Source organism: Picosynechococcus sp. PCC 7117, from assembly GCF_001693275.1.
Lineage (GTDB): Bacteria > Cyanobacteriota > Cyanobacteriia > Cyanobacteriales > MRBY01 > MRBY01.
Genome location: NZ_CP016477.1, coordinates 2130944 through 2151792, shown reverse-complemented (window position 1 = coordinate 2151792; position 20849 = coordinate 2130944). Strand labels below are relative to the sequence as shown.

Annotated in this window: 18 protein-coding genes; 9 read left to right on the top strand and 9 right to left on the bottom strand. The window is 49.6% G+C overall.

What is annotated here, in order from left to right:
- Positions 1–60: 60 nt before the first annotated feature.
- Complete coding sequence (locus tag AWQ22_RS10365) at positions 61–4056, top strand: DNA-directed RNA polymerase subunit beta' (protein ID WP_065711033.1); 3996 nt, start codon at positions 61–63, stop codon at positions 4054–4056.
- Positions 4057–4154: 98 nt separating this feature from the next.
- Here AWQ22_RS10365 and AWQ22_RS10360 read toward each other — a convergent pair whose 3' ends face one another.
- Positions 4155–4814, bottom strand: coding sequence for a Uma2 family endonuclease (locus AWQ22_RS10360; protein ID WP_065711032.1), 660 nt, complete (start codon positions 4812–4814; stop codon positions 4155–4157).
- 105 nt (positions 4815–4919) lie between these two features.
- Complete coding sequence (locus tag AWQ22_RS10355; protein ID WP_065711031.1) at positions 4920–6323, bottom strand: aspartate ammonia-lyase; 1404 nt, start codon at positions 6321–6323, stop codon at positions 4920–4922.
- A 99-nt stretch (positions 6324–6422) separates the two neighbouring features.
- On the opposite strand from AWQ22_RS10355, the gene AWQ22_RS10350 reads away from it, so the two are divergent.
- From AWQ22_RS10350 to AWQ22_RS10330, 5 genes are all read left to right on the top strand, one after another.
- Positions 6423–7106 carry a Uma2 family endonuclease gene (locus tag AWQ22_RS10350; protein ID WP_065711030.1) on the top strand — a complete coding sequence of 228 codons (684 nt, stop codon included), beginning with the start codon at positions 6423–6425 and terminating at the stop codon, positions 7104–7106.
- A 75-nt stretch (positions 7107–7181) separates the two neighbouring features.
- Complete coding sequence (locus tag AWQ22_RS10345; protein ID WP_065711029.1) at positions 7182–8297, top strand: ABC transporter ATP-binding protein; 1116 nt, start codon at positions 7182–7184, stop codon at positions 8295–8297.
- An 85-nt stretch (positions 8298–8382) separates the two neighbouring features.
- A complete protein-coding gene (locus AWQ22_RS10340; RefSeq protein WP_065711028.1) occupies positions 8383–9684 on the top strand; it encodes an ABC transporter substrate-binding protein in 1302 nt (433 codons plus the stop codon).
- Positions 9662–10750, top strand: coding sequence for a carbohydrate ABC transporter permease (locus AWQ22_RS10335; RefSeq protein WP_232321339.1), 1089 nt, complete (start codon positions 9662–9664; stop codon positions 10748–10750). The genes AWQ22_RS10340 and AWQ22_RS10335 overlap by 23 nt, the downstream gene beginning before the upstream one ends.
- A complete protein-coding gene (locus AWQ22_RS10330) occupies positions 10750–11613 on the top strand; it encodes a carbohydrate ABC transporter permease (protein ID WP_012307645.1) in 864 nt (287 codons plus the stop codon). Before AWQ22_RS10335 ends, AWQ22_RS10330 begins: the two co-directional genes overlap by 1 nt.
- Here AWQ22_RS10330 and AWQ22_RS10325 read toward each other — a convergent pair.
- The 3 genes from AWQ22_RS10325 to AWQ22_RS10315 form a co-directional block, all read right to left on the bottom strand.
- Positions 11610–12299 (bottom strand): GUN4 domain-containing protein, encoded by a 690-nt coding sequence (locus AWQ22_RS10325; RefSeq protein ID WP_012307644.1) that lies wholly within the window; start codon positions 12297–12299, stop codon positions 11610–11612. The genes AWQ22_RS10330 and AWQ22_RS10325 overlap by 4 nt on opposite strands.
- A 131-nt stretch (positions 12300–12430) precedes the next feature.
- Positions 12431–12955: an adenylyltransferase/cytidyltransferase family protein gene (locus tag AWQ22_RS10320; RefSeq protein WP_065711027.1), complete on the bottom strand. Its 525-nt coding sequence runs from the start codon at positions 12953–12955 to the stop codon at positions 12431–12433.
- Positions 12955–13614 carry a response regulator transcription factor gene (locus AWQ22_RS10315; RefSeq protein ID WP_065711026.1) on the bottom strand — a complete coding sequence of 220 codons (660 nt, stop codon included), beginning with the start codon at positions 13612–13614 and terminating at the stop codon, positions 12955–12957. The genes AWQ22_RS10320 and AWQ22_RS10315 overlap by 1 nt, the downstream gene beginning before the upstream one ends.
- A gap of 243 nt (positions 13615–13857) precedes the next feature.
- Between AWQ22_RS10315 and cruF the strand changes: the two genes are divergently transcribed.
- The 3 genes from cruF (at position 13858) to purT (ending at position 17256) form a co-directional block, all read left to right on the top strand.
- Positions 13858–14766 carry a gamma-carotene 1'-hydroxylase CruF gene (gene cruF / locus AWQ22_RS10310; protein WP_065711025.1) on the top strand — a complete coding sequence of 303 codons (909 nt, stop codon included), beginning with the start codon at positions 13858–13860 and terminating at the stop codon, positions 14764–14766.
- Positions 14767–14844: 78 nt separating this feature from the next.
- Positions 14845–16038, top strand: coding sequence for a 2'-O-glycosyltransferase CruG (cruG, locus tag AWQ22_RS10305; RefSeq protein WP_065711024.1), 1194 nt, complete (start codon positions 14845–14847; stop codon positions 16036–16038).
- Between the two features lie 45 nt (positions 16039–16083).
- Positions 16084–17256 (top strand): formate-dependent phosphoribosylglycinamide formyltransferase, encoded by a 1173-nt coding sequence (purT, locus tag AWQ22_RS10300; protein ID WP_065711023.1) that lies wholly within the window; start codon positions 16084–16086, stop codon positions 17254–17256.
- Here the strand turns inward: purT and AWQ22_RS10295 are convergent.
- The 4 genes from AWQ22_RS10295 to AWQ22_RS10280 form a co-directional block, all read right to left on the bottom strand.
- Positions 17253–18578, bottom strand: a complete 1326-nt coding sequence (locus AWQ22_RS10295) for an LCP family protein (protein WP_315862015.1) — start codon at positions 18576–18578, stop codon at positions 17253–17255. The genes purT and AWQ22_RS10295 overlap by 4 nt on opposite strands.
- Before the next feature lie 231 nt (positions 18579–18809).
- Entirely contained in the window at positions 18810–19193 is a 384-nt protein-coding gene (locus AWQ22_RS10290; RefSeq protein ID WP_030006703.1) for a hypothetical protein, read from the bottom strand.
- 31 nt (positions 19194–19224) lie between these two features.
- Complete coding sequence (locus AWQ22_RS10285; RefSeq protein WP_065711021.1) at positions 19225–20184, bottom strand: pentapeptide repeat-containing protein; 960 nt, start codon at positions 20182–20184, stop codon at positions 19225–19227.
- 14 nt (positions 20185–20198) lie between these two features.
- Positions 20199–20837 carry a hypothetical protein gene (locus tag AWQ22_RS10280; protein WP_012307634.1) on the bottom strand — a complete coding sequence of 213 codons (639 nt, stop codon included), beginning with the start codon at positions 20835–20837 and terminating at the stop codon, positions 20199–20201.
- Positions 20838–20849: the final 12 nt, after the last annotated feature.

The following is a 20849-nucleotide window of genomic DNA, read 5'->3' as shown; positions in this document are numbered from 1 at the left end:
CCTTTTGCTTTCTTTAAGTTTTTCTTCTTAAGTTATTAACACCAGAGATCACAAAAAACCATGACCAAGGAAAAACCCGCCGTTTTTTACAACCGCATCATCGATAAAGGACGTCTGAAAAAGCTGATGTCCTGGGCCTACACGAGTTTTGGTTCTGCCCACTGTGCCACCATGGCCGACGAACTGAAGACCCTTGGTTTTCGTTACGCAACCCAGGCTGGTGTCTCGATTAGTGTCGATGACCTCCAGGTACCGCCCATCAAGCGGCAGATGTTAGACAGTGCCGAACAGGAGATTAAGACCACAGAAGCTCGTTACTCCCGTGGTGAAATCACTGAGGTTGAGCGTTTCCAAAAGGTTATTGACACCTGGAACAGCACCTCTGAATCCCTTAAAGATGAAGTGGTCAAAAACTTCCGGGAAACCAATCCCCTCAACTCCGTTTACATGATGGCCTTTAGTGGTGCCCGGGGTAATCTCTCCCAGGTGCGTCAGTTGGTCGGGATGCGCGGCTTGATGGCGGATCCCCAAGGGGAAATTATTGACTTGCCGATTAAAACCAACTTCCGGGAAGGTCTCACAGTCACGGAATACATTATTTCCTCCTATGGTGCGCGGAAAGGTCTGGTAGATACGGCACTGCGGACTGCTGACTCCGGTTACCTAACCCGTCGTCTGGTGGATGTTTCCCAGGATGTGATTGTTCGCGAAGAAGACTGCGGCACCGCCCGGGGTCTCAAACTCCGCGCCATGACCGATGGTGAGCGCGAACAGATTTCCCTCGAAGACCGCCTCTTTGGTCGGGTACTCAATGCCGATGTGGTTGATCCCAAAACTGGGGAAGTCATTGCCCAACGAAATCAAGATATTGATGCTGATCTGGCGAAGAAAATTGCGACTACGGTAGCTGAAGTGGAAGTGCGATCGCCTTTAACCTGTGAAGCGGCCCGTTCCGTCTGTCGCAAGTGCTATGGTTGGAGCCTTGCCCACGGTCACATGGTCGATATGGGAGAGGCCGTCGGGATTATTGCGGCCCAATCCATTGGGGAGCCTGGCACCCAGTTAACCATGCGGACTTTCCACACCGGGGGGGTATTTACCAAGGAAGCCGCCCGGACGATCAAAGCCTCCAAAGCTGGCACGATTCAATTTAAAGATGGCCTCAGCACGCGGCGGATGCGGACGCCCCACGGGGATGAAGTAGAGCAGGTAGAAGTAGCCGGTACTCTGGTGTTGAAGCCCAGCGACAATGGCAAAATGGTAAGCCATGCGCTTTCACCGGGTTCCTTTGTCTTGGTGGCAGAAGGAGCTTCCGTCAAGAAAGGCGATCTGCTCGTTGAAGTTGGTGCGGGTCAGAAAACCCAAAAATCCACCGAGAGAGCGACCAAAGACGTTTCCTCCGATCTGGCTGGGGAAGTTCTCTTTGATAACCTCATTGCCGAAGAAAAAACGGATCGTCAAGGCAACACAACCCGCTCCGCCCAAAGAAGTGGTTTGATGTGGGTTTTAGCTGGGGATGTTTATAATCTGCCGGCTGGGGCTGAACCCGTCGTTGAAAACGGCACCCATGTCAATGTGGGTGATATCCTCGCTGAAACAAAATTAGTTTCCCTCTCCGGTGGTGTTGTACGACTCATTCCCAACAGCCGAGAGATTGAAATTGTCACCGCTTCGGTACTCCTAGATGAGGCGAAGGTACTCCACGAAACTGGGGGCGGCTCAGAACAATACATCATTGAAACCTCTAAAGGGGATCAGTTCCTCCTGAAAACAGCCCCCGGCACGAAGGTGCAAAACAACGCCAACATCGCTGAACTTATTGATGACCGCTACCGGACAACCACCGGAGGCATCATCAAATACTCTGGTGTAGAAGTGGCCAAGGGCACGAAAAAACAGGGCTACGAAGTGCTGAAAGGGGGCACACTCCTTTGGATCCCAGAGGAAACCCACGAGGTAAACAAGGATAGCTCTCTGCGTATCGTCGAAGATGGCCAGTACGTCGAAGCGGGCACAGAAGTCGTTAAGGATATTTTCTCTCAGTCGGCTGGGGTCGCAGAGGTCATCGAAAAGAATGACATTCTCCGGGAAGTGATTATTAAGCCGGGTGAATTGCACCTGACCGAAGAGGCGATCGCCGATAAATATCACGAACAACTGATCCAGCCCGGTGAAGAGGTGATCCCTGGGGTGACCATCGACAAGCTGAGCTACGGCGAAAAAGTGATCAGCACCGAAGGGGTCGCGCTCCTTGTCCGTCCCGTCGAGGAATTCCAAGTCGAGGATACCCCCGTTGAACCGTCCCAAGGTTCCATTAACGAACAGGGCGCAGGCCGGAATATCGAACTCCATGCTGTCCAGCGCTTATTCTTTAAAGATGGCGAACGGGTGAAATCCGTTGATGGTGTTTCTCTCCTGAGCACCCAGCTGATTATCGAAATTGGTGCCATTGAAGGGGAAGATGAAGATGTCCTCGCGAACCTCTATGCGGACATTGAACTGCAAGATGATCCCACCGATGACGAAGTAAAACGTCTCCAGCTAGTGATTCTTGAGTCCTTGATTCTCCGCCGTGATTCCGATAGTGATCCCTTTGGTGGGCAAGTCCAGACCCGACTCATGGTCGAAGATGGCCAGGAAATTGCCCCTGGCGCAGTGGTGGCCCGCACGGAAATTCAATGTAAAGAACCCGGTGAGGTTCGAGGGATCCGTTCTGGCCAAGAAGCGATCCGCCGTTTGTTGATTGTGCGTGATAGCGATCGCCAAACCCTCGCCATCGACGGCAAAGCCAAGGTGAAAGAAAATACCCTGGTGGTTGCTGGCACCGAAATTGCCGAAGGCGTCGTGATCGAAGATTCTGCCCAAGTCCTCAAAGTCAGCGACAAAGAAATTGTCCTCCGTCACGCCCGGCCCTACCGTGTGTCTGGTGGCGCAGTCCTGCACATCGACGAAGGTGACCTTGTGCAACGGGGTGACAATCTCGTTCTACTCGTCTTTGAGCGGGCAAAAACTGGGGACATCATCCAGGGTCTCCCCCGGATCGAAGAACTCCTCGAAGCCCGGAAACCCAAGGAAGCCGCAGTGCTCGCCCGTCGCCCTGGCACCTGCCAAGTCGAATACCTCGACGACGAAACCGTGGATGTCAAAGTCATCGAAGATGACGGTGTCATTAGCGAGTATCCGGTTAGCCTCAACCAAAGTGTGATGGTAGTTGATGGTCAACGGGTTGGCCCAGCAGAACCCCTCACTGACGGCTTGAATAATCCCCACGAAATCCTGGAAATTTTCTTTGATTACTACGCTGAGAGTAAGGGGATATACGAAGCGGCTTTGATTGGTCTCCGGGAATCTCAACGGTTCTTGGTAGAAGAAGTGCAGCGGGTTTACCAGTCCCAGGGCATTGACATTTCTGACAAACACATCGAGGTGATCGTGCGTCAGATGACGGCAAAGGTTCGCATCGATGACGGTGGCGATACCACAATGTTGCCAGGGGAGTTAATTGAACTACGTCAAGTAGAACAAGTTAACGAAGCCATGTCCATTACTGGTGGTGCACCGGCCCGTTATACTCCAGTGCTCCTAGGGATTACCAAAGCGTCCTTGAACACCGATAGCTTTATTTCTGCGGCTTCCTTCCAAGAGACCACACGGGTACTCACCGAAGCAGCCATTGAAGGAAAATCTGACTGGTTACGGGGCCTCAAGGAAAACGTGATTATCGGTCGCTTGATTCCAGCCGGAACGGGGTTTGCGAGTCAAAATGATTTCGTAGACGAAGGAACTTCACGGTCTCCCAATGGATACAGCAATGTCGTGACCAATGACAATGGTGCTGGGTTGTCGAGTCGTTCCTATGATGATCTTGATGGCAGCGAAATTCTCGATGATCAAACAGCGCGGGCCTTTACGGAAGGAAAATCAAACCGTAAGGATATTATCTCTGGCGATGAATTGATTTCTGATGATACGCCGATCCCGTCGGATGTCCAGGGAAAAGCACCTGTGATTGATGATGATGCGATGATTGATGATAATTGGATGAAGGATCAATAATGGCAATCTAAAACCTGAAAATCATTGAACAATTTGGGTTAGTCTTCGGGCTGGCCCATTTTTTTATGTGGCTAAAAACTGATTTTTAAATCGCCTTTTTAATTGTCTTCATCTGTCATTTTCTGTTTTAAGAAAGCTTGAAAATTACGCATTGCTTCCATCTCATCCTCAACTGATTCAGCGAGAAAACGATATAAATCTTCTTTCTGCACAATCGAGAATAATGGACTGGTTTCACATTCTTCATATTCGCCATTGTTTAGCGTGAATATGCGTAGAGTTTCGCCATTGTATCGCCAGAATTCAGGAACGCCCATGGCTGCATAAAGTTGATTTTTATTAATATCTGTGTTGGTGATATCCACTTCTGCGATGAGATCGGGCGGCGGATCTTTGTCAAAATCAACATTACGTCCTGCAACCTGGGGCTGATTTTGAATGTAGTAGGCACAGTCGGGCTCTGCTCCTTTTTTTACATCCTTACGATTTATGGTTGTTGAACCCATTGTCTTCATTTTTAATCCCATTTCAAGGACAAGGAGTCGAATAAAGAGTTCAATGAGTCGTAGGGCAAATTCGTGATCTTCTAAAGGCGCGGTGATTTCTAACGTTCCATTACAAAAGGAGAGGCGGGAATGACGGTCTTGGGGTAATGCTTGAAAAATTTTGAGATAGTCATCCCAACTGAGGTTATGAAATGCGACCCGCTGTTCTCCCACTGGTTTAGGAATATTTGTTCTAATTGGTGTTGCGACCATGGTATTTCCTCTTCACAACAAAACCTAAATCTATCTTACTGAAGTGCATTGGTTTAGAGTGGCGATCGCCTTCCTTTTTGCCTGAGGCGATCGCCTTTTTATATCCTATGAATTGCTGGGTAATTGACTCATTTTTTCGAGGTCGAGAACTTGGGCTAGGGTCGCCTCATCCATTAAGCCCCGTTCGAGGACAATTTGCCGGAGGGTTTTGCCCGTTTGCAAGGATTCCTTGGCGACATCGGCAGCGTTGAGATAACCGATATGGGTATTAAGGGCTGTTACAAGGGACAGACTGCTTTCAGCGTAGTTGTGACAGCGTTGTTCGTTGGCGGTGATGCCTGCAATACATTTGTCACTGAGGGCTTTGATGGTGTTGCCGAGAATTTCGATGCTGTGGATTAAATCGTAGGCAATCAGGGGCATCATCACGTTAAGTTCTAATTGACCTGCTTGGGCGGCAAAGGCGATCGCCGTATCATAGCCCATCACCTGAAAGCACACCATAGAAGTCATTTCCGCCATGACGGGATTGTACTTACCGGGCATAATCGAGGAACCGGGTTGCACAGGGGGCAGTTGAATTTCCTTAAAGCCAGTGTTGGGGCCAGAATCCATCAGACGCAGATCGTGGGAGATTTTCACAAGATCCTGAGCAAGGTTACGCAACGCACCGGACACATTCACAAAGGGCGACATACTTTGCATCGCTGCCATCAGGTGGGGGGCGGAGGTCAAAGGTTGCCCGATCAGTTCACTTAAAATTTCTGCGACGCGGAAACGGTATTGTGGGTGAGTGTTTAAACCTGTGCCGGAAGCACTACCGCCTAAACCTAAAACCGTTAAATCTTTGGCGGCGGTTTCGATGCGCCCCATGTGGGCGGTTAAAATTTCTGCCCAAGCGCGGAATCCTTCCCCAAGCCGGACGGGAACGGCATCCTGCATGTGGGTGCGTCCAGATTTGACGATGTGGGCAAATTCTTCTGCTTTATTATCCAAAGTGGCGATCGCCCCAGAGAGAGCTGGATATAAACAATGTTCGAGGGCTAATAACCCACCGATGCGGATCGCCGTGGGAATCACATCATTGGTGGATTGCCCGTAGTTCACATGATCGTTGGGGCTAACGGTTTGGTAATCGCCCTTTTCGCCGCCGAGAAGTTCGAGGGCACGGTTCGCCAAGACTTCGTTAACATTCATGTGGTGGGAGGTGCCAGCCCCCGCTTGGTACACATCGACGACGAATTGCTCTCGTAATGCCCCCTGCAACACTTCATCACAGGCTTTTACAATTGCCTCGGACATCTGGGCTTCAATACAACCGAGTTCCGCATTAGCGATCGCCGTCGCTTTTTTGATCAGAACGCAAGCATCGATATAGGTAGGGAGGGGTTTAATGCCGCTGATCGGAAAATTTTCCGTCGCCCTCAGGGTTTGGATGCCATAGTAGGCGTCGTGGGGGATTTGGCGATCGCCCATGGAATCTTTTTCAATGCGAAAATCTGCGCTCATATATTTTGACTGAATCGAGTTTGTATCCCCCTAGTTTAAAAGGATGGCACGAAATTCAGATCTTACAATGGAGCTAATCAATGCTCTGGAGGATAACCGATGGTTGCTTCGATGAAGAATGCCCGCCAGAAAGAGGCGATCGCCCCCTGGGTTCCGTCCCAGTGGGAAGCGTACCAACAACAGCGGGATTTGCCCACCGATGATCTTAATAAACAAAAGCTGTATTTTTATCAAAATTCATTATTAATTGAAATGGGCGCAGAAGGAATTAATCACGCTTCAGTAAATAATCTATTTACTTTACTCATTGGTTTTTGGTTTGCGTTCAATTCAGAAAATACAGGACATTTAATGGGCGGCTGTCAACTGGAAAAAATCTCAAAAAAAATTGCCGCTGCGCCTGACTTGGTTTTGTATCTTGGAAAAAATCATCCTGTGTGGAAACAAGGTGATCGCCGTTATTTAAACTTAGATGAATGGCGCGTGCCAGATTTAGTGGGTGAAATTTCTGACACGACAATTTTCCATGATTTAGACCGTAAAAAAGAAATTTACGCTGCGTTAGGTATCCCTGAATATTGGGTGATTGATATCCAGGCTCAACGGTTTTTTCTCTTAGTTTTAAATGGGGCTGGACGCTATGAATCCGTTGAAACATCTCAGGTTTTAAAGGACTTACCGAAAGCGTTATTAGAAGAAGCCCTAGAACGTGTTGCCTCAGACGGCAATGCCCAGGTGGCCCAGTGGTTTATGGGACAATTGCAAGCCGAACAGCCCCAATGATGTGGTTTTAGTTTTGGGAAATTGAAGGATTATTCGCTTTAATGGGGAATAATTGTTGTCAATCCAAAACTTTCTATGGCTAGCGTAACGTTCGAGCAAGTGACGAAGCGATTTGATGATTTTGTCGCCGTCAACAACCTCAACCTTGCCATCGAAGATGGTGAATTCTTAGTATTTGTGGGGCCGTCCGGCTGTGGGAAAACGACTTCTCTCCGGTTGCTGGCGGGTCTTGAATCGATTACCGATGGGCAAATTTGCATTGGCGATCGCCGGGTCAATCACCTCTCCCCTAAAGATCGCGACATTGCGATGGTGTTCCAATCCTACGCCCTCTATCCCCACATGAGCGTCTATGAAAATATGGCGTTCAGTCTGCAATTGCAGGGAGTTGATCAAACCGAAATTAACAAGCGTGTCCAGAGTGCCGCTGCCCAATTAGGCATCGAAAGACTATTACAACGCAAACCCAAAGAACTTTCTGGGGGACAGCGGCAACGGGTCGCCGTGGGGCGGGCAATCGTCCGTAAACCCGCCGTCTTTCTAATGGATGAACCCCTTTCTAACCTTGATGCAAAATTGCGTGTCCAGGCCCGTAAAGAGATTAGTAAACTCCACCAAGACCTCAACACCACCTTTATCTACGTCACCCACGACCAAGTGGAAGCGATGACCATGGGCGATCGCATTGCCGTGATGAAGGATGGGATTTTGCAGCAGGTCGATAGTCCCGGCAATCTCTATAACAATCCCAATAATTTGTTTGTCGCTGGATTTATTGGCAGTCCCGCGATGAACTTTTTTGACGTCGAACAAACCACCAATGAAGGGGAACCCTGTCTCAAACTGGGGGAAAACTTAATTTCAATTCAAAAGTATTTACCGCAATTTATAGTCGATGGTGGCGTGACGTTCAAGGATCGGCCCCTTACCCTAGGGATTCGTCCTGAAGATATTTATCATCCCCAATATTTACCCCCTGATATTCCCACTGTCGCTGTGCAAGCGACGATCAATATGATTGAAATGATGGGCAATGAACTCATTGTTTATCTCACAACGGCTGAACAAGGGGAATTCGTCGCGCGCTTTGACCCCCGTGCTACGGTTAAACAGGGAGAAACCCTTGATGTGTTATGGAATGTCCAACGCTTGTATCTTTTTGATCGCGAAATGGAAACCGTTATTGCATAAAATCATCTGCTATTTTTGGGGCGCTTAAACCCCATTCAAAATAAAACTTCTCTTTTAATTTATTTGCTGAATTCAACTTTTATGAATGTTTTTTTTACAAAAAAAATCTCCACTTAAGCTTACTTCCCTCGCACTTGGTTCCGCACTCGTTTTAACAGGTTGTGTTGGCGAACAAACAACCTCTGGAGACAGTACAGTCAGTGACACCAAACAAGTCACCGTTTTCGGGGTGATGATCGGGGAGCAACAGGAAAAAATTGAGGCAGCACTAGCTCCCTTTACCGAAGAAACTGGCATTGAAGTGGTTTACGAAGGCACAGATACTTTTGCGACGACCCTACCGATTCGGGTCGATTCTGGTAATCCACCTGATTTAGCGATGTTTCCTCAACCGGGGCTGATGGCGGATTTCGCGCGGGAAGGTCGGCTGGTTCCCCTTACGGAATTTATGAGCCTTGAGGATTTGCAGGCGGCCTATGATGAGTCGTGGATTCAGCTCGGCAGTGTAGAGAATGTGCCCTATGGGGTATGGTACCGGGCTTCGGTCAAAAGTTTGGTTTGGTATAACCCGCAGCAGTTTGCGGCGAATAACTACGAGATTCCGACCACTTGGGATGAAATGTTGGCCTTGAGCGATCGCATTGTTTCCGAAGGCAAAACCCCCTGGTGTATCGGCATGGAAAGTGGTGATGCTACGGGGTGGGTCGGCACCGATTGGGTCGAAGAAATTATGCTACGCACCGCAGGTCCCAACGTCTATGACCAATGGATTAACCACGAAATTCCCTTTAATGATCCGGCGGTAGAAAATGCAGTCAACATTTTCGGCGACATTGTCCGCAACGAAGATTATGTCTATGGTGGCGTAGTGAGTGCCTTAAGTACGCCTTTCGGAGATTCGATTCAAGGACTGTTTGGCGACGATCCCAACTGCTACCTACACAAGCAGGGGAACTTTATTGAGGCATTTTTACCGACGGACATTAATCTTGATGAGGATGTGGATGTGTTCCCACTGCCGCAGATTAATCCAGAGCAAGGTTTGCCGATCCTCGTTGCGGGGGATGTGTTCGCAATGTTTAATGACACCCCGGAAGCGCGGCAATTGATGGAATATCTCGCCAGTAAAACGCCCCACGAGGTAGCCGCAGGACTAGGGGGCTATCTTTCGCCCCGGCAGGGCATCGATTTGGCTCTATATCCCACAGATTTAAGCCGTAAACAAGCAGAGATTTTGGGGAATGCGGAAGTGATCCGCTTTGATGCGTCGGATATGATGCCGGGGGCGGTAGGAACGGGGACGTTCTGGTCAGGCATGGTGGACTATGTCGGTGGCGCAGATGCCGAAACGGTTTTAACCAATATTGAAAACAGTTGGCCTGAGTAACATTCCCCTAAATCCCCCTTCAAAGGGGGACTTCGATTCCCCTGAATCCTTCTTTAACCGAGACTGTAAGTATTTCATGGAGGTCATGATGGAATTCTGGACGCGTCTACTGAACGTGGTCTTGGCGATCGCCATTGGTTGTGGCGGTGTGATTGGGCTGTTTTATTTAGCGAATATTGCGATTAATGCCCTACCGAAACCCTGGAATCAGCGACTGTTGCCGTGGGTGTATATTTCTCCGGCATTATTATTGCTTTCTGCCTATTTAATTTTGCCGACGGTGCAAACTTTTTATTTGAGTTTTCTAGATGGGCGATCGCAAAATTTTGTCGGACTCAAAAACTATACTTTTGCCTTCACTGACCGGGCAATGTTAATTGCGTTTAAAAATAATTTGCTTTGGCTTGTTTTGGTTACAGGTGTCAGCGTCAGTTTGGGATTAATTATTGCCGTACTGGTTGACAAAGTGCGCTATGAACCAATTATTAAATCCTTGATTTTCTTGCCGATGGCAATCTCCTTTGTGGGGGCGAGTGTCATCTGGAAATTTATGTACGCCTACAAACCCGCTGGGGATGATCAAATTGGTGTTTTAAATGCGCTGTTGGTGAATTTTGGCTTTGAACCCGTGGGCTGGATTGTCGAACAATCGGTGAATAATTTTGCTTTGATTGCAATTATGATCTGGCTCTATACGGGCTTTGCAATGGTGATTTTATCTTCAGCAGTCAAAGGTATTCCCGAAGAAGTGATCGAAGCGGCGCGGATTGATGGGGCGAATAGTTGGCAAATTTTTTGGCGAATTACGATCCCAATGATCCGTTCCACGATTCTCGTTGTCAGTACCACGATTATTATTTTGGTCTTGAAAGTATTTGATATTGTTTTTGTGATGACGGGGGGGAACTATGGCACGGAAGTGATTGCCAGTCGCATGATTAAAGAGATGTTTAATTATCGAAATTTTGGGCGTGGTAGTGCGATCGCCATCGTGCTTTTAATCTTAATTATTCCGGTAATGATCAGTAATATTCGACGGTTTAGAACACAGGAGAAATTACGCTAATGGCACAGCAAAAGCAAACTCAATTTTGGCAAAAAACACCGATTCATATTTCGTTATTGGTGATCGCTTTTATCTGGACATTGCCGTCGGTGGGGTTACTCATTAGCTCCTTTCGGCGACGGGATGCAATGCTGGAAACGGGCTGGTGGACAATTTTTCAACATCCCTTTGAACTAACCCAATATCACATTGGAAATTATGTGGATGTGCTCCAAGCGGAGGGGATGGGACAGGCCTTTTTTAATAGCTTGACGATCGCCATTCCCGCGACGGTAATTCCGATTGCGATCGCCTGTTTTGCCGCCTATGCCTTTGCCTGGATGAAATTTCCGGGGCGACAATTTTTATTTATCGTGGTGGTTTGTTTGCTGGTTGTCCCGCTACAAACGACCCTGATTCCGATTCTGCGGGCTTATCGAGATTTCGGCTTGTCCAACAGTTTTCTGGGGGTGTGGCTCGCCCATGCGGGCTATGGCTTACCCTTAGGGATTTATCTTCTGCGGAATTATATCGGCGAACTACCAAAGGATTTAATCGAAGCGGCGGCGGTGGATGGCGCGTCCCACCTGAAGATTTTTACGAAATTAATCGTCCCCCTCTCGATGCCGGCGATCGCCTCCTTTGCGGTCTTTCAATTTCTGTGGGTGTGGAATGATTTGCTCATCGCCCTAGTTTATTTAGGCACCACAAATGACGTTGCCCCCGTCACGATCCAACTGAGTAATTTAGTCGGGTCACGGGGTCAGGATTGGCACCTACTCACTGCCGGAGCCTTTATCTCGATGATCGTTCCCCTCGGCGTTTTCTTCAGCCTACAACGCTATTTCGTACGGGGAATTTTAGCGGGTTCAGTGAAATCCTAGTCCTTTGTCCACACGGGATGTTGGAACAGCGCGAGGATCGTTTTTGCGCCCCGTAACTGGTTGGAGGTGGGCAGATGTCCCCTGGGTGCATCCAGATTCCAAATAAATGCTTTGGGATAACGCGCCCAGGTTCGCCCATCTCGCCAGGCAATTTTTTCCCAGAGGGCATTGAAGTCTTTACCGAGGGAATTCCATAATTTACGCTGTACCGAAAAACCAAATTTCCCGCCAGAATAAACCTGCCACAGCTGATCGAGGGTGAGCAGATCCTCGTCGGGAAACCGCTCTACCTCCGTAAAGTAGAGCCATTTTCGTTTCATAGCAGATTCTCCTGCCAGTTCACACATTTTCTGGAGGGTTAAAATATCCGCTTCCAGAAACTCCTCTTCGATCAATTTGTCTTGAATAATCTGGTAATCAATCTCTCGCGCTGACTTGAGTTCAACGACCCCCTCCGGAAATTCTTGCTGCATGAACAATAAATTTTCGGCGGTTTGATTCTGGGTGAGCACCTGGCAAATTTTCCCCATGACAGGGGTTGCCGCCTGGCCCTGTTGCGCCATCAAAAATTCTCTCAAGCAAGCAAAACCAGCATCCCCTTGGTCAATCAGTTGGGGGATTTGTTCTAGCTGCTTTTTCGCCGATAATGCCGAAAATTCTTGCAGTAAATCGCTGGTTGCCTCCATGTAAACTGTGTCTCCCCAATGTGTTTCGTCAAAAAATTGTGATGGATGTAGTGCGTGGGCGATCGCCGTCGAAATCTACTATTGAGTCAAGCAGAGCGATAAAGCTTTACCCAGTGGGACGGAAATCACCATCAAACCAGACTATCACAGGACACAGTAGGAAATATTGACTCTTGTTTAAGAATCTTTTGGATAATGCCACTGGTGGAGGTCGGAATTTCAATCTGGATCAGCTCAATTTTGCCGCCGTAGGCCTTGACGGTAGGCGCTTCCGGGAGTGTTTCTGGCGTGTAATCACCCCCCTTAACATAAATATCTGGTTGTAGGGCAGCGATGGTTTGGGTGGCGGTGGGTTCATCAAATAACACGACGGCATCCACAACAGCGAGAGCGGTCAAAAGTTCAGCGCGTTGGGCTTCGGGGATGATGGGACGATCGGGTAAATGGTCGGGTTGGGGTTTAAGGCCTGCCACGGAGCGATCGCTATTTAAGCCAATCACCAAAGTTTTGCCCAGTTGTTTCGCAGCGGTTAGATAACGGACATGGCCCACGTGGAGCAGATCAAAACAGCCATTGGTAAACACAAGGGGACGCCAGCGGTCTGGATCAGTGGCGATCGCCCGCTGCAACACCGCCAACTCATAAACCTGTCCCATTAGCTTTCCTCGGAATGATTTGCTGGTTTTTCATAGCCATTTTCATAGGCAAACCGCACCAATTGAGACCGATTTTCAAGGTTTAATTTATTCAAAATACTACTGAGGTGCGTCTGGACAGTGCGCGGACTGACATAAAGATGCTCGCTGATTTGCTTATTGGTCCAACCTTGAACTGCCTCCCAAAAAACACGCATCTCGGCGGGGGTTAACGGGAGTGGTTCTGGGGCTTGCTTCATCTGCTCAACGTTAGCCTGGGCAGCGAGCCGTTGCATTTCTGCGCGAATGTTCTCTATTCTGGCTAGCTGGCGCTCAATCTTTGCGAGTAATTCCTTCATTTCAAAGGGTTTGGCGATATAGTCGTCGGCCCCTGAAAAATGACCCTCAACGCGCGCCTCTACATCAGTCTGACTCGACAAAAATAGAAAAGGAATCAACTGTCCTGTCGGTTGAGAACGAATATACCGGCAGAATTCAAAACCATCCATTTCTGGCATACGCACATCAGAAACGATTAGATCCGGTTGAAATTCCAGCCAAATATCGAGTCCCTGCTTTCCAGACAGAACGACCGCGACGAGATATCCAGCTTGCGTGAGTAAATTTTCCAGGATCTTTTGCAAGATAGGATCATCATCGATCACAAGAATTCGTTTCATGTCATTGCACCAACTGAAAATAAAGATTTACGGGTTAATCTACAGACTACAGACATTTCGGAAAGCTCTTCTTCACCCAAAAAACGTGGTTAGATCAAGGGTATTACAGATAAGAGCGATACGAGTGGTTATTTTGTAACCAATCTACAGATTTATTTACAATTTTTTGTAAACTATGGGGAGTGTCAATCGCTTCTCAGTTCAATTTTGCGCCCCAGGGACGCCAGGAGGTCAGCGCCAGTTATGAAAATTAGGCTCAAGCCAGAAGAATATTTATTGTGGGGTCATGGGTTGGCCATGGCCTTTGGTTTAGCGGGCTTACTGCTTGTTTTACCAAATGCCGACTTCATTGCCAGCTTGCCCGATTTTGGCCAGGTTGCTTTTCGTCTCTCGATGGCCAATGGTGGTGTGATGTACATGCTCCTGGGGATGGCTGCGGTCACTGTCTATGCCTATCGCCTGCTGGGGAAAAAATATTTATTGTCTTTTCTCATTCCAGCGCTAGCAGTGTCGGTATCAGCGGAACTAATGGGCACCAGTACGGGGTTTCCGTTTGGGGCTTATCACTACACCAGCGGTTTGGGCTATAAGATTGCGGGGTTAGTCCCGTTTACCATTCCTCTGTCTTGGTTCTATCTGGGCTTTAGTAGTTTTCTGATCGCGCGGGTGGGTTTGCAGAAATATAACTTACCCCGGTGGATTTATTCTTTAGCGGCGATCGCCCTTGGCGCTTTGCTGCTCACCTCTTGGGATTTTGTTCTAGATCCGGGGATGAGCCAAACTACTGTACCTTTCTGGGAATGGGAAGTGGTTGGGCCATTTTTCGGGATGCCCTACGAAAATTTCTCCGGTTGGTTTGGAACCGGTTGTGTGTTTATGGGCATTGCCAGTCTGTTTTGGGGCAAACAACCCCTTGAGCTGTCCCGGGAACAGTTGATGTTGCCCTTCGCCATGTATCTTTTGAATTTTGGCTTTGCGACGATGATGAGCATTGGTGGCGGCATTTATCCACCGATTTTGTTGGGAATCCTGCTGGGCTTGGCACCGGTTACTGTGCTGTACTTCAGTATCCCCAAAGCAAGCCAAGCAACGACAACGCTGCCGATGGTGGATGCCACGACTGAGAAAATGCCCGTGGGCGCCGGTCGTTAACTATTTTTTTCGTATTGCCCCCATCCTCTAAAATTGGGGGTTTTTTGTGTTTATTTTTAGCTGGAAATTACTTGAGTTATGGATTTTTCCCCGGTATGGATCGGTGGTCTTTGTCTGTTTGGCTTGCTCATTCAGGGTAGTGGGGCTTTAGTTGTCCTGGCACGGTTAATGAAGGGGGCGGTGCGGCGATCGCCTTTGACTCCCCAAGCTTCAAATTCTGATAATTTAGCCGCTGTCACAGTGGTGGTGCCGAGCCTCAACGAAGTAGAACGGATTCAACCCTGCCTGGATGGGCTAAGTCAGCAAAGCTATGAAGTGCGAGAAATCCTCGTCGTTGATAGTAATTCCACCGATGGCACCAGGGAAAAGGTTTTAGCCAAAGCTGCAACGGATCCACGCTTTCGCCTACTGACGGATGATCCCCTTCCTCCGGGTTGGGTGGGCCGTCCCTGGGCGTTAAATTGGGGCTTTGAGCACAGTTCCCCAGACAGTGAGTGGATTTTGGGAGTCGATGCCGATACCCAACCGCAGCGAGGCATGATCGCCAGTGTTCTCCAGGCCGCTGAAGAGGAGGGGTTTGATTTAGTGTCCCTCTCGCCCCAGTTTATTTTGCGATCGCCTGGGGAGTGGTGGTTACAGCCAGCGCTATTGATGACCTTGCTGTTTCGCTTTGATGTGGCGGGGATTCGCCAACCAGATCAAGACAGTGTGATGGCTAATGGGCAATGTTTTCTCTGTCGCCGCGAGGTTTTAGAAAAAGTAGGGGGCTACCGCTCGGCGGCGGGATCGTTTTGCGATGATGTGACCCTGGCGCGCAATATTGCCAAGGCTGGGTATAAGGTGGGCTTCCTGGATGGGGCGAAAATTATTAAAGTCAGAATGTACGAAGGGATGCGAGAAACCTGGGATGAGTGGGGGCGATCGCTCGATTTAAAAGATGCCACCTCCCGGACAGAACTCTGGGGACAACTGTGGCTGCTGACCATGGTGCAAGGCCTACCGATTCCCTTGACGATGCTTTTGTTTGGGGGCATCGAAGAAGGTTTAAGCAACCCCTTTTTGTCTGGTTGGTTGGGCTTAAATGTCTTTTTGCTCCTGGTGCGCTTCGGGATGCTGTTGGCCATTTCCGGCTCCTACGATCGCCAATTTAGCATCGGTAAAAGTGCATGGCTATTTTGGTTATCTCCCTTCGCCGATCCCTTTGCGGTGGCACGGATTTTTCTCTCAGCCCGACAAAAACCCAAGGCCTGGCGGGGGCGCGTGTACAGCTAAAAACGGTATGATATCTCTGTTTTGTTCTTGGCAATAGGTGAAAAAATGGCGATCGCATTACCGAAAAAAATCATGTTGTTGGGCTCTGGGGAACTGGGTAAAGAAGTGGCAATCGCCGCCCAACGTTTAGGCAATACCGTGATCGCTGTGGATCGCTATGACAACGCCCCGGCAATGCAGGTGGCCGACCAACGGGAAGTCATCTCTATGCTTGATGGGGTAGCCCTCGAAGCGGCGATCAAAAAACATCAACCGGATCTGATCGTGCCGGAAGTAGAAGCCATCCGCACCGAAAAACTCATCGAATTAGAACAGCAAGGCTACACTGTCATTCCCACCGCCGCCGCCACTAACTTCACCATGAACCGCGATCGCATCCGGGATCTTGCCAGCGAAGAATTAGGCCTGCGTACCGCCAAATATGCCTATGCCACCAACCTCGCAGAACTCAAAACCGTCGCCCAGGACATCGGCTTTCCCAACGTGATCAAGCCCGTAATGTCCTCCTCTGGTAAAGGGCAATCCGTGGTACAAACTGCCGACGAATTAGAAACGGCCTGGAATTACGCCATTGAGGGGGCCAGGGGTGACACCGCCAAAATTATCATCGAAGAATTTATCGATTTCGAGGTAGAAATCACCCTCCTCACCATCCGCCAATGGGCAGGAGAAACCCTCTTTTGTCCGGCGATCGCCCACCGCCAAGAGCGGGGTGATTACCAAGAATCCTGGCAGCCCGTTGGTTTAACCGCAGCCCAAGTGAAAGATGCCCAGGACATTGCCCGGAAAGTTACCGATAAACTCGGTGGCGCTGGCATTTTTGGGGTCGAATTTTTTATCACCAAAGACGAAGTGATTTTTTCGGAATTGTCTCCCCGGCCCCACGATACGGGCATGGTAACGCTCATTTCCCAAAACCTGAATGAATTTGAACTCCATCTCCGGGCGATCTTGGGTCTACCTATTCCCACCATTGAATTACTGAGTCCGGCGGCCAGTGCGGTGATTTTAGCTGAGAAAAATAGCGATCAAATTATTTTTACTGGCGTTGCGGCAGCCTTGGCTATCCCAGACACAGACCTCCGTTTATTTGGTAAGCCTGATTCTCGTCCCTACCGTCGCATGGGGGTCGCCCTCGCCAAGGGGAAAGATGCTACCGAAGCCCGCCAAAAGGCAACGACGGCAGCAGCCACAATTAAGATCGTTGAATCGCTCTAATTGACTGTGGTTTGACCGGGGAGATTATTTGCGAGGGTGAGCCAGTCGCGGCCCAGTTGAATCGTGATATCAGAGTTTAATACTCCGGTACTTTCCACCCGCACTTCCCCAAATCCTAGGTTTGCGCGAATTTCGGAAGCCGCTAGATCATCTCCCTTTTGGGCGACGATGCGCGTGTTTTCCAACGGTTCTGACCAGTCCTGGGCGATACTAACTCGACTGTAACCCGCTTCGTTTAAACGCTGGAGAAGCGATCGCACGGCTTGGGAATTCCCGGTACTGTCTTGGATTGCAATGCGCACATCCCCAGGGGAGAGAAAGTCTAAATTGCTGGCGTAATCGGTCTGGATGTCAAAGTGCTGGGCCATCACCCGACTAATGCGGCTGCGGTGGGGTAACCAATAGCTTGTGCTGCCGTTTCTGCCGTCGCCGCTAAATTCCCCTGGGAGCATCACCATCTGAATATTACTGCGCTCGATCTGAGAACCAAAGCCAGCGAGGGCAATCAGTTCTTGCACGCTCATATTCGTATCAATATGGGATTGAATAATCGACATGACCTGGGGAAATTTCACCAAGTTACTGGGAGTTAAACCTTGCTCTAGAACGGCACGGATTAGGGTCTGTTGGCGCTGAACACGGCCAATATCGCCATATTCGTCATAGCGGAACCGCAAAAATTGGAGGGCTTCGTCGCCATTGAGGTGCTGTTCTCCTTCCTTGAGGTTGATGTAGAGACGCTGACTATCGTCCTGGTATTTCATGTCCTTCGGGACGTAGACTGTGACCCCACCGAGGGCATCAATGAGTTTGCCAATGCCCTGGACGTTGACGCGGATATAGCGGTCAATTTCGACGCCACCCAGAAGATCCCCAACGGTTTTAGCGGAAAGGACAGCACCACCGTAGGCATTGGCATGGTTGATTTTCGAGAGACCATAGCCTTCGATGTTGGCCTGGGTGTCCCGGGGAATGGAGAGGATAGAGATTTGTTTGTCGGCGGGGTCAAAGCGCAATAGCAACATCGTATCGGCCAGCCCTTCAAAGGAATTCACGAGGGCATGGTAACCGAGGTCTTCATTGGTGCCATCATCCACTTCAGAGGTGAGCACTTTTGTCCCCAACAGCAGAATATTTACGGGGCGCGTCAGTTCCGGTAAACGGAGGGATTGTTTGGCGATCGCCTCATCCTGGGAGAAGACGCTGAGTTCTTCCGGGGCGAGGGGCGTTTGGCGCAGGGGGGTTGAGGAGAGGGACACCGCCAGTAAAGCACCCGCCGTAGCAGACACAATTGAAACGCCCGTCAAACCACACCAAATCATTAACCAGTGCCAGGTCGAAAGGGGCCGCCGTTTTTTTGTGGGCGACTTCTGAAAAGGGTTAGCTTTAGCGTTTTTTTGGTTTTGGGTTGCTTTGGCCGATAGACGTTGATTTGCTAGGGACGATTTTGTTGCAGGCACAGGTTTCCTCACACCGGAAAGACCACACTAAAAATTGCGGGACGAAATACTTTGATAGCTATGCTAAACCAGAGGTTCCACTTTTGGTGAGTTTTACTTCAGAAAATATTCCTCGAAATTGTCGGCCATCTGATCAGTGCTTGTTGGGGGTGTTTTAGCGGATTTTTGCCAAACACGTACCATCAAAACAAAGCAACCGAGAAAATATCCAGACGTCAGCAGGGCATTGAGATACATCATCCGAAACCCGCCGATTCCCGCCAGATGGTCACTCCCCCAGCCTAACCCCAGGTAGAGGCTTAGCCAGCTCAGCATTAGCATAATCGCCTGGCGACTAATCTGTTGTTCACGGCGATCGCCTTTGGATCCATAGAGCTGCCATAATGCCGGAACAAAACCCAGAATCGGCACCAAATAGAGGTAAAGACGTAATTGTCGTAGACGATTCTCACCAAGGCGATCGCCAGATTCAGCCATAGATCTCGACTCCGCAGGGACTACATTTATCCTAGCTTAAGTTCTTAATGCTCCAGCTTTCCTCAGCGGGACAGCACCGGATTGAACAACGCCGTTGGCCATCGGGCATGATCGCCCCCTGCAAATTGACCCGTCCCAAAGCAACCCCTTCTAGGTCAGCATTTTCTAAGTTGCAACCCTGGAGATTTGCCCCCTGGAGCAGACAACCCCGCAGATTTGCCCCCACCAAAGACGCCCCGGTCAGATCACTATGACTGAGATCTGCCCCCACCAGATTGACCCCTTCTAGATCTGCCCCCACCAGATTGCTATAGGCCAGATTGCTCCAGCGTACATCGGTTTTACGGAGGGTCGCCCCCTGGAGATTTGCCCCAAACAGGTAACTGTGGTGGAGGTGGGCTTGGGTCAAATCTGCACCCACAAGTTTGACTTTATAAAGCTGTCCCTTGCCGACTTCTGCCTCGAATAAATTGGCTTGGCTGAGATCGGCTTCATTGAAACTCACTTCATTCAGGTTCGTTTCGCTTAAATTAGCGCGATGCAGTTGGGCTTGGCTGAGGTTTGCCCCTAGGAGGCTGCTGTAGCGGAGATTGGCCCCGATCAAATTGGTGTGGTAGAAATTAACCCCTTGCAAACAGCATTGGCGCAAGTCCGCCCCGATCAAGTTAGCAAAACTGAGGTCGGCCCCCGAAAAATTACTATTGGCAAAGTGGCCATTACTGGCGTTGGCAGACTGCAAATTGGCATCCACAAGCTGCAGAGATTCCCCCTGGGCACCACTCAAGTCAGCTTGTTGGAGGTTAGCGGCAATTAAGCGACTGTGGTCAAAGAGACACTGGGACAAATTACAGCGACTGAGATCGATTCCCCGCAAGTTGAGGCGACTGAGATTGGCGTGGCTCAAGTCAGGAATCACGGTGGGGTGGGCTTGCCGCCATTGGAGCCATGCCAGGGTGCCTTGTTTGAGGATATTGAGCGGTTGAGATGCCATGGTTCGTTTCAGAATTATTCTTGACGCTGGGTTGATTGGGGTCGGCCAGGGGCATAGGCGATCGCCGCAAGGGCGGCCTGGGAACCGGCAATAATGTCCCGTTCTTCACCCCCAAGATAGACCCGGCCAAAACTCCCCACCGCCGTCACCTGCAAAATATTAATCTGGGCATATTTTTCCGCCTCATTAGCTGCGAGGGCCGCATAGGCTGCGGGCTGCACTTCCAGGACATAGAGGGTTTGGCCCGCCAGCAACATTTGCCCCCGTCGATTCCGGTTTACCAATTGGGCCTGGTGGGCATCAATATTACGAATAATTTGGCTAGAGACCACCTCCGGTTTGAGGCAATCCTTGGCCGTTACCCCAAGGGAATCGAGGATTGCTTGGCCTGCGGCCTTGGTCTCCCCTTGGCGGGGCGAGTGAATTTCGAGTAACCCATACAAACGTTCGACAAACTGTACCCCTGGGCGCACGGAGGTGGATTTAAGGGCCACATCGGTGATGCGGTTGATTTCAATGCCTGGGGACACTTCAATCCAGAGGGATGAGTCTCCTGGTAAAGGTAGAAATCCAAGGGCGACTGTACCAATGTAGGATGCGTGTTGCGGTTGCAGGCTATCGAGATAAACATAGCTGCGCAGTTCAATGCCCAAGATTGTCTCCCT

Coding starts and splice junctions, on each gene's coding strand:
- AWQ22_RS10365 (WP_065711033.1), top strand. CDS start 61: ATGACCAAGGAAAAACCCGCCGTTTTTTACAACCGCATCATCGATAAA.
- AWQ22_RS10360 (WP_065711032.1), bottom strand. CDS start 4,814: ATGGTCGCAACACCAATTAGAACAAATATTCCTAAACCAGTGGGAGAA.
- AWQ22_RS10355 (WP_065711031.1), bottom strand. CDS start 6,323: ATGAGCGCAGATTTTCGCATTGAAAAAGATTCCATGGGCGATCGCCAA.
- AWQ22_RS10350 (WP_065711030.1), top strand. CDS start 6,423: ATGGTTGCTTCGATGAAGAATGCCCGCCAGAAAGAGGCGATCGCCCCC.
- AWQ22_RS10345 (WP_065711029.1), top strand. CDS start 7,182: ATGGCTAGCGTAACGTTCGAGCAAGTGACGAAGCGATTTGATGATTTT.
- AWQ22_RS10340 (WP_065711028.1), top strand. CDS start 8,383: ATGTTTTTTTTACAAAAAAAATCTCCACTTAAGCTTACTTCCCTCGCA.
- AWQ22_RS10330 (WP_012307645.1), top strand. CDS start 10,750: ATGGCACAGCAAAAGCAAACTCAATTTTGGCAAAAAACACCGATTCAT.
- AWQ22_RS10325 (WP_012307644.1), bottom strand. CDS start 12,299: ATGGAGGCAACCAGCGATTTACTGCAAGAATTTTCGGCATTATCGGCG.
- AWQ22_RS10320 (WP_065711027.1), bottom strand. CDS start 12,955: ATGGGACAGGTTTATGAGTTGGCGGTGTTGCAGCGGGCGATCGCCACT.
- AWQ22_RS10315 (WP_065711026.1), bottom strand. CDS start 13,614: ATGAAACGAATTCTTGTGATCGATGATGATCCTATCTTGCAAAAGATC.
- cruF (WP_065711025.1), top strand. CDS start 13,858: ATGAAAATTAGGCTCAAGCCAGAAGAATATTTATTGTGGGGTCATGGG.
- cruG (WP_065711024.1), top strand. CDS start 14,845: ATGGATTTTTCCCCGGTATGGATCGGTGGTCTTTGTCTGTTTGGCTTG.
- purT (WP_065711023.1), top strand. CDS start 16,084: ATGGCGATCGCATTACCGAAAAAAATCATGTTGTTGGGCTCTGGGGAA.
- AWQ22_RS10295 (WP_315862015.1), bottom strand. CDS start 18,578: ATGATTTGGTGTGGTTTGACGGGCGTTTCAATTGTGTCTGCTACGGCG.
- AWQ22_RS10290 (WP_030006703.1), bottom strand. CDS start 19,193: ATGGCTGAATCTGGCGATCGCCTTGGTGAGAATCGTCTACGACAATTA.
- AWQ22_RS10285 (WP_065711021.1), bottom strand. CDS start 20,184: ATGGCATCTCAACCGCTCAATATCCTCAAACAAGGCACCCTGGCATGG.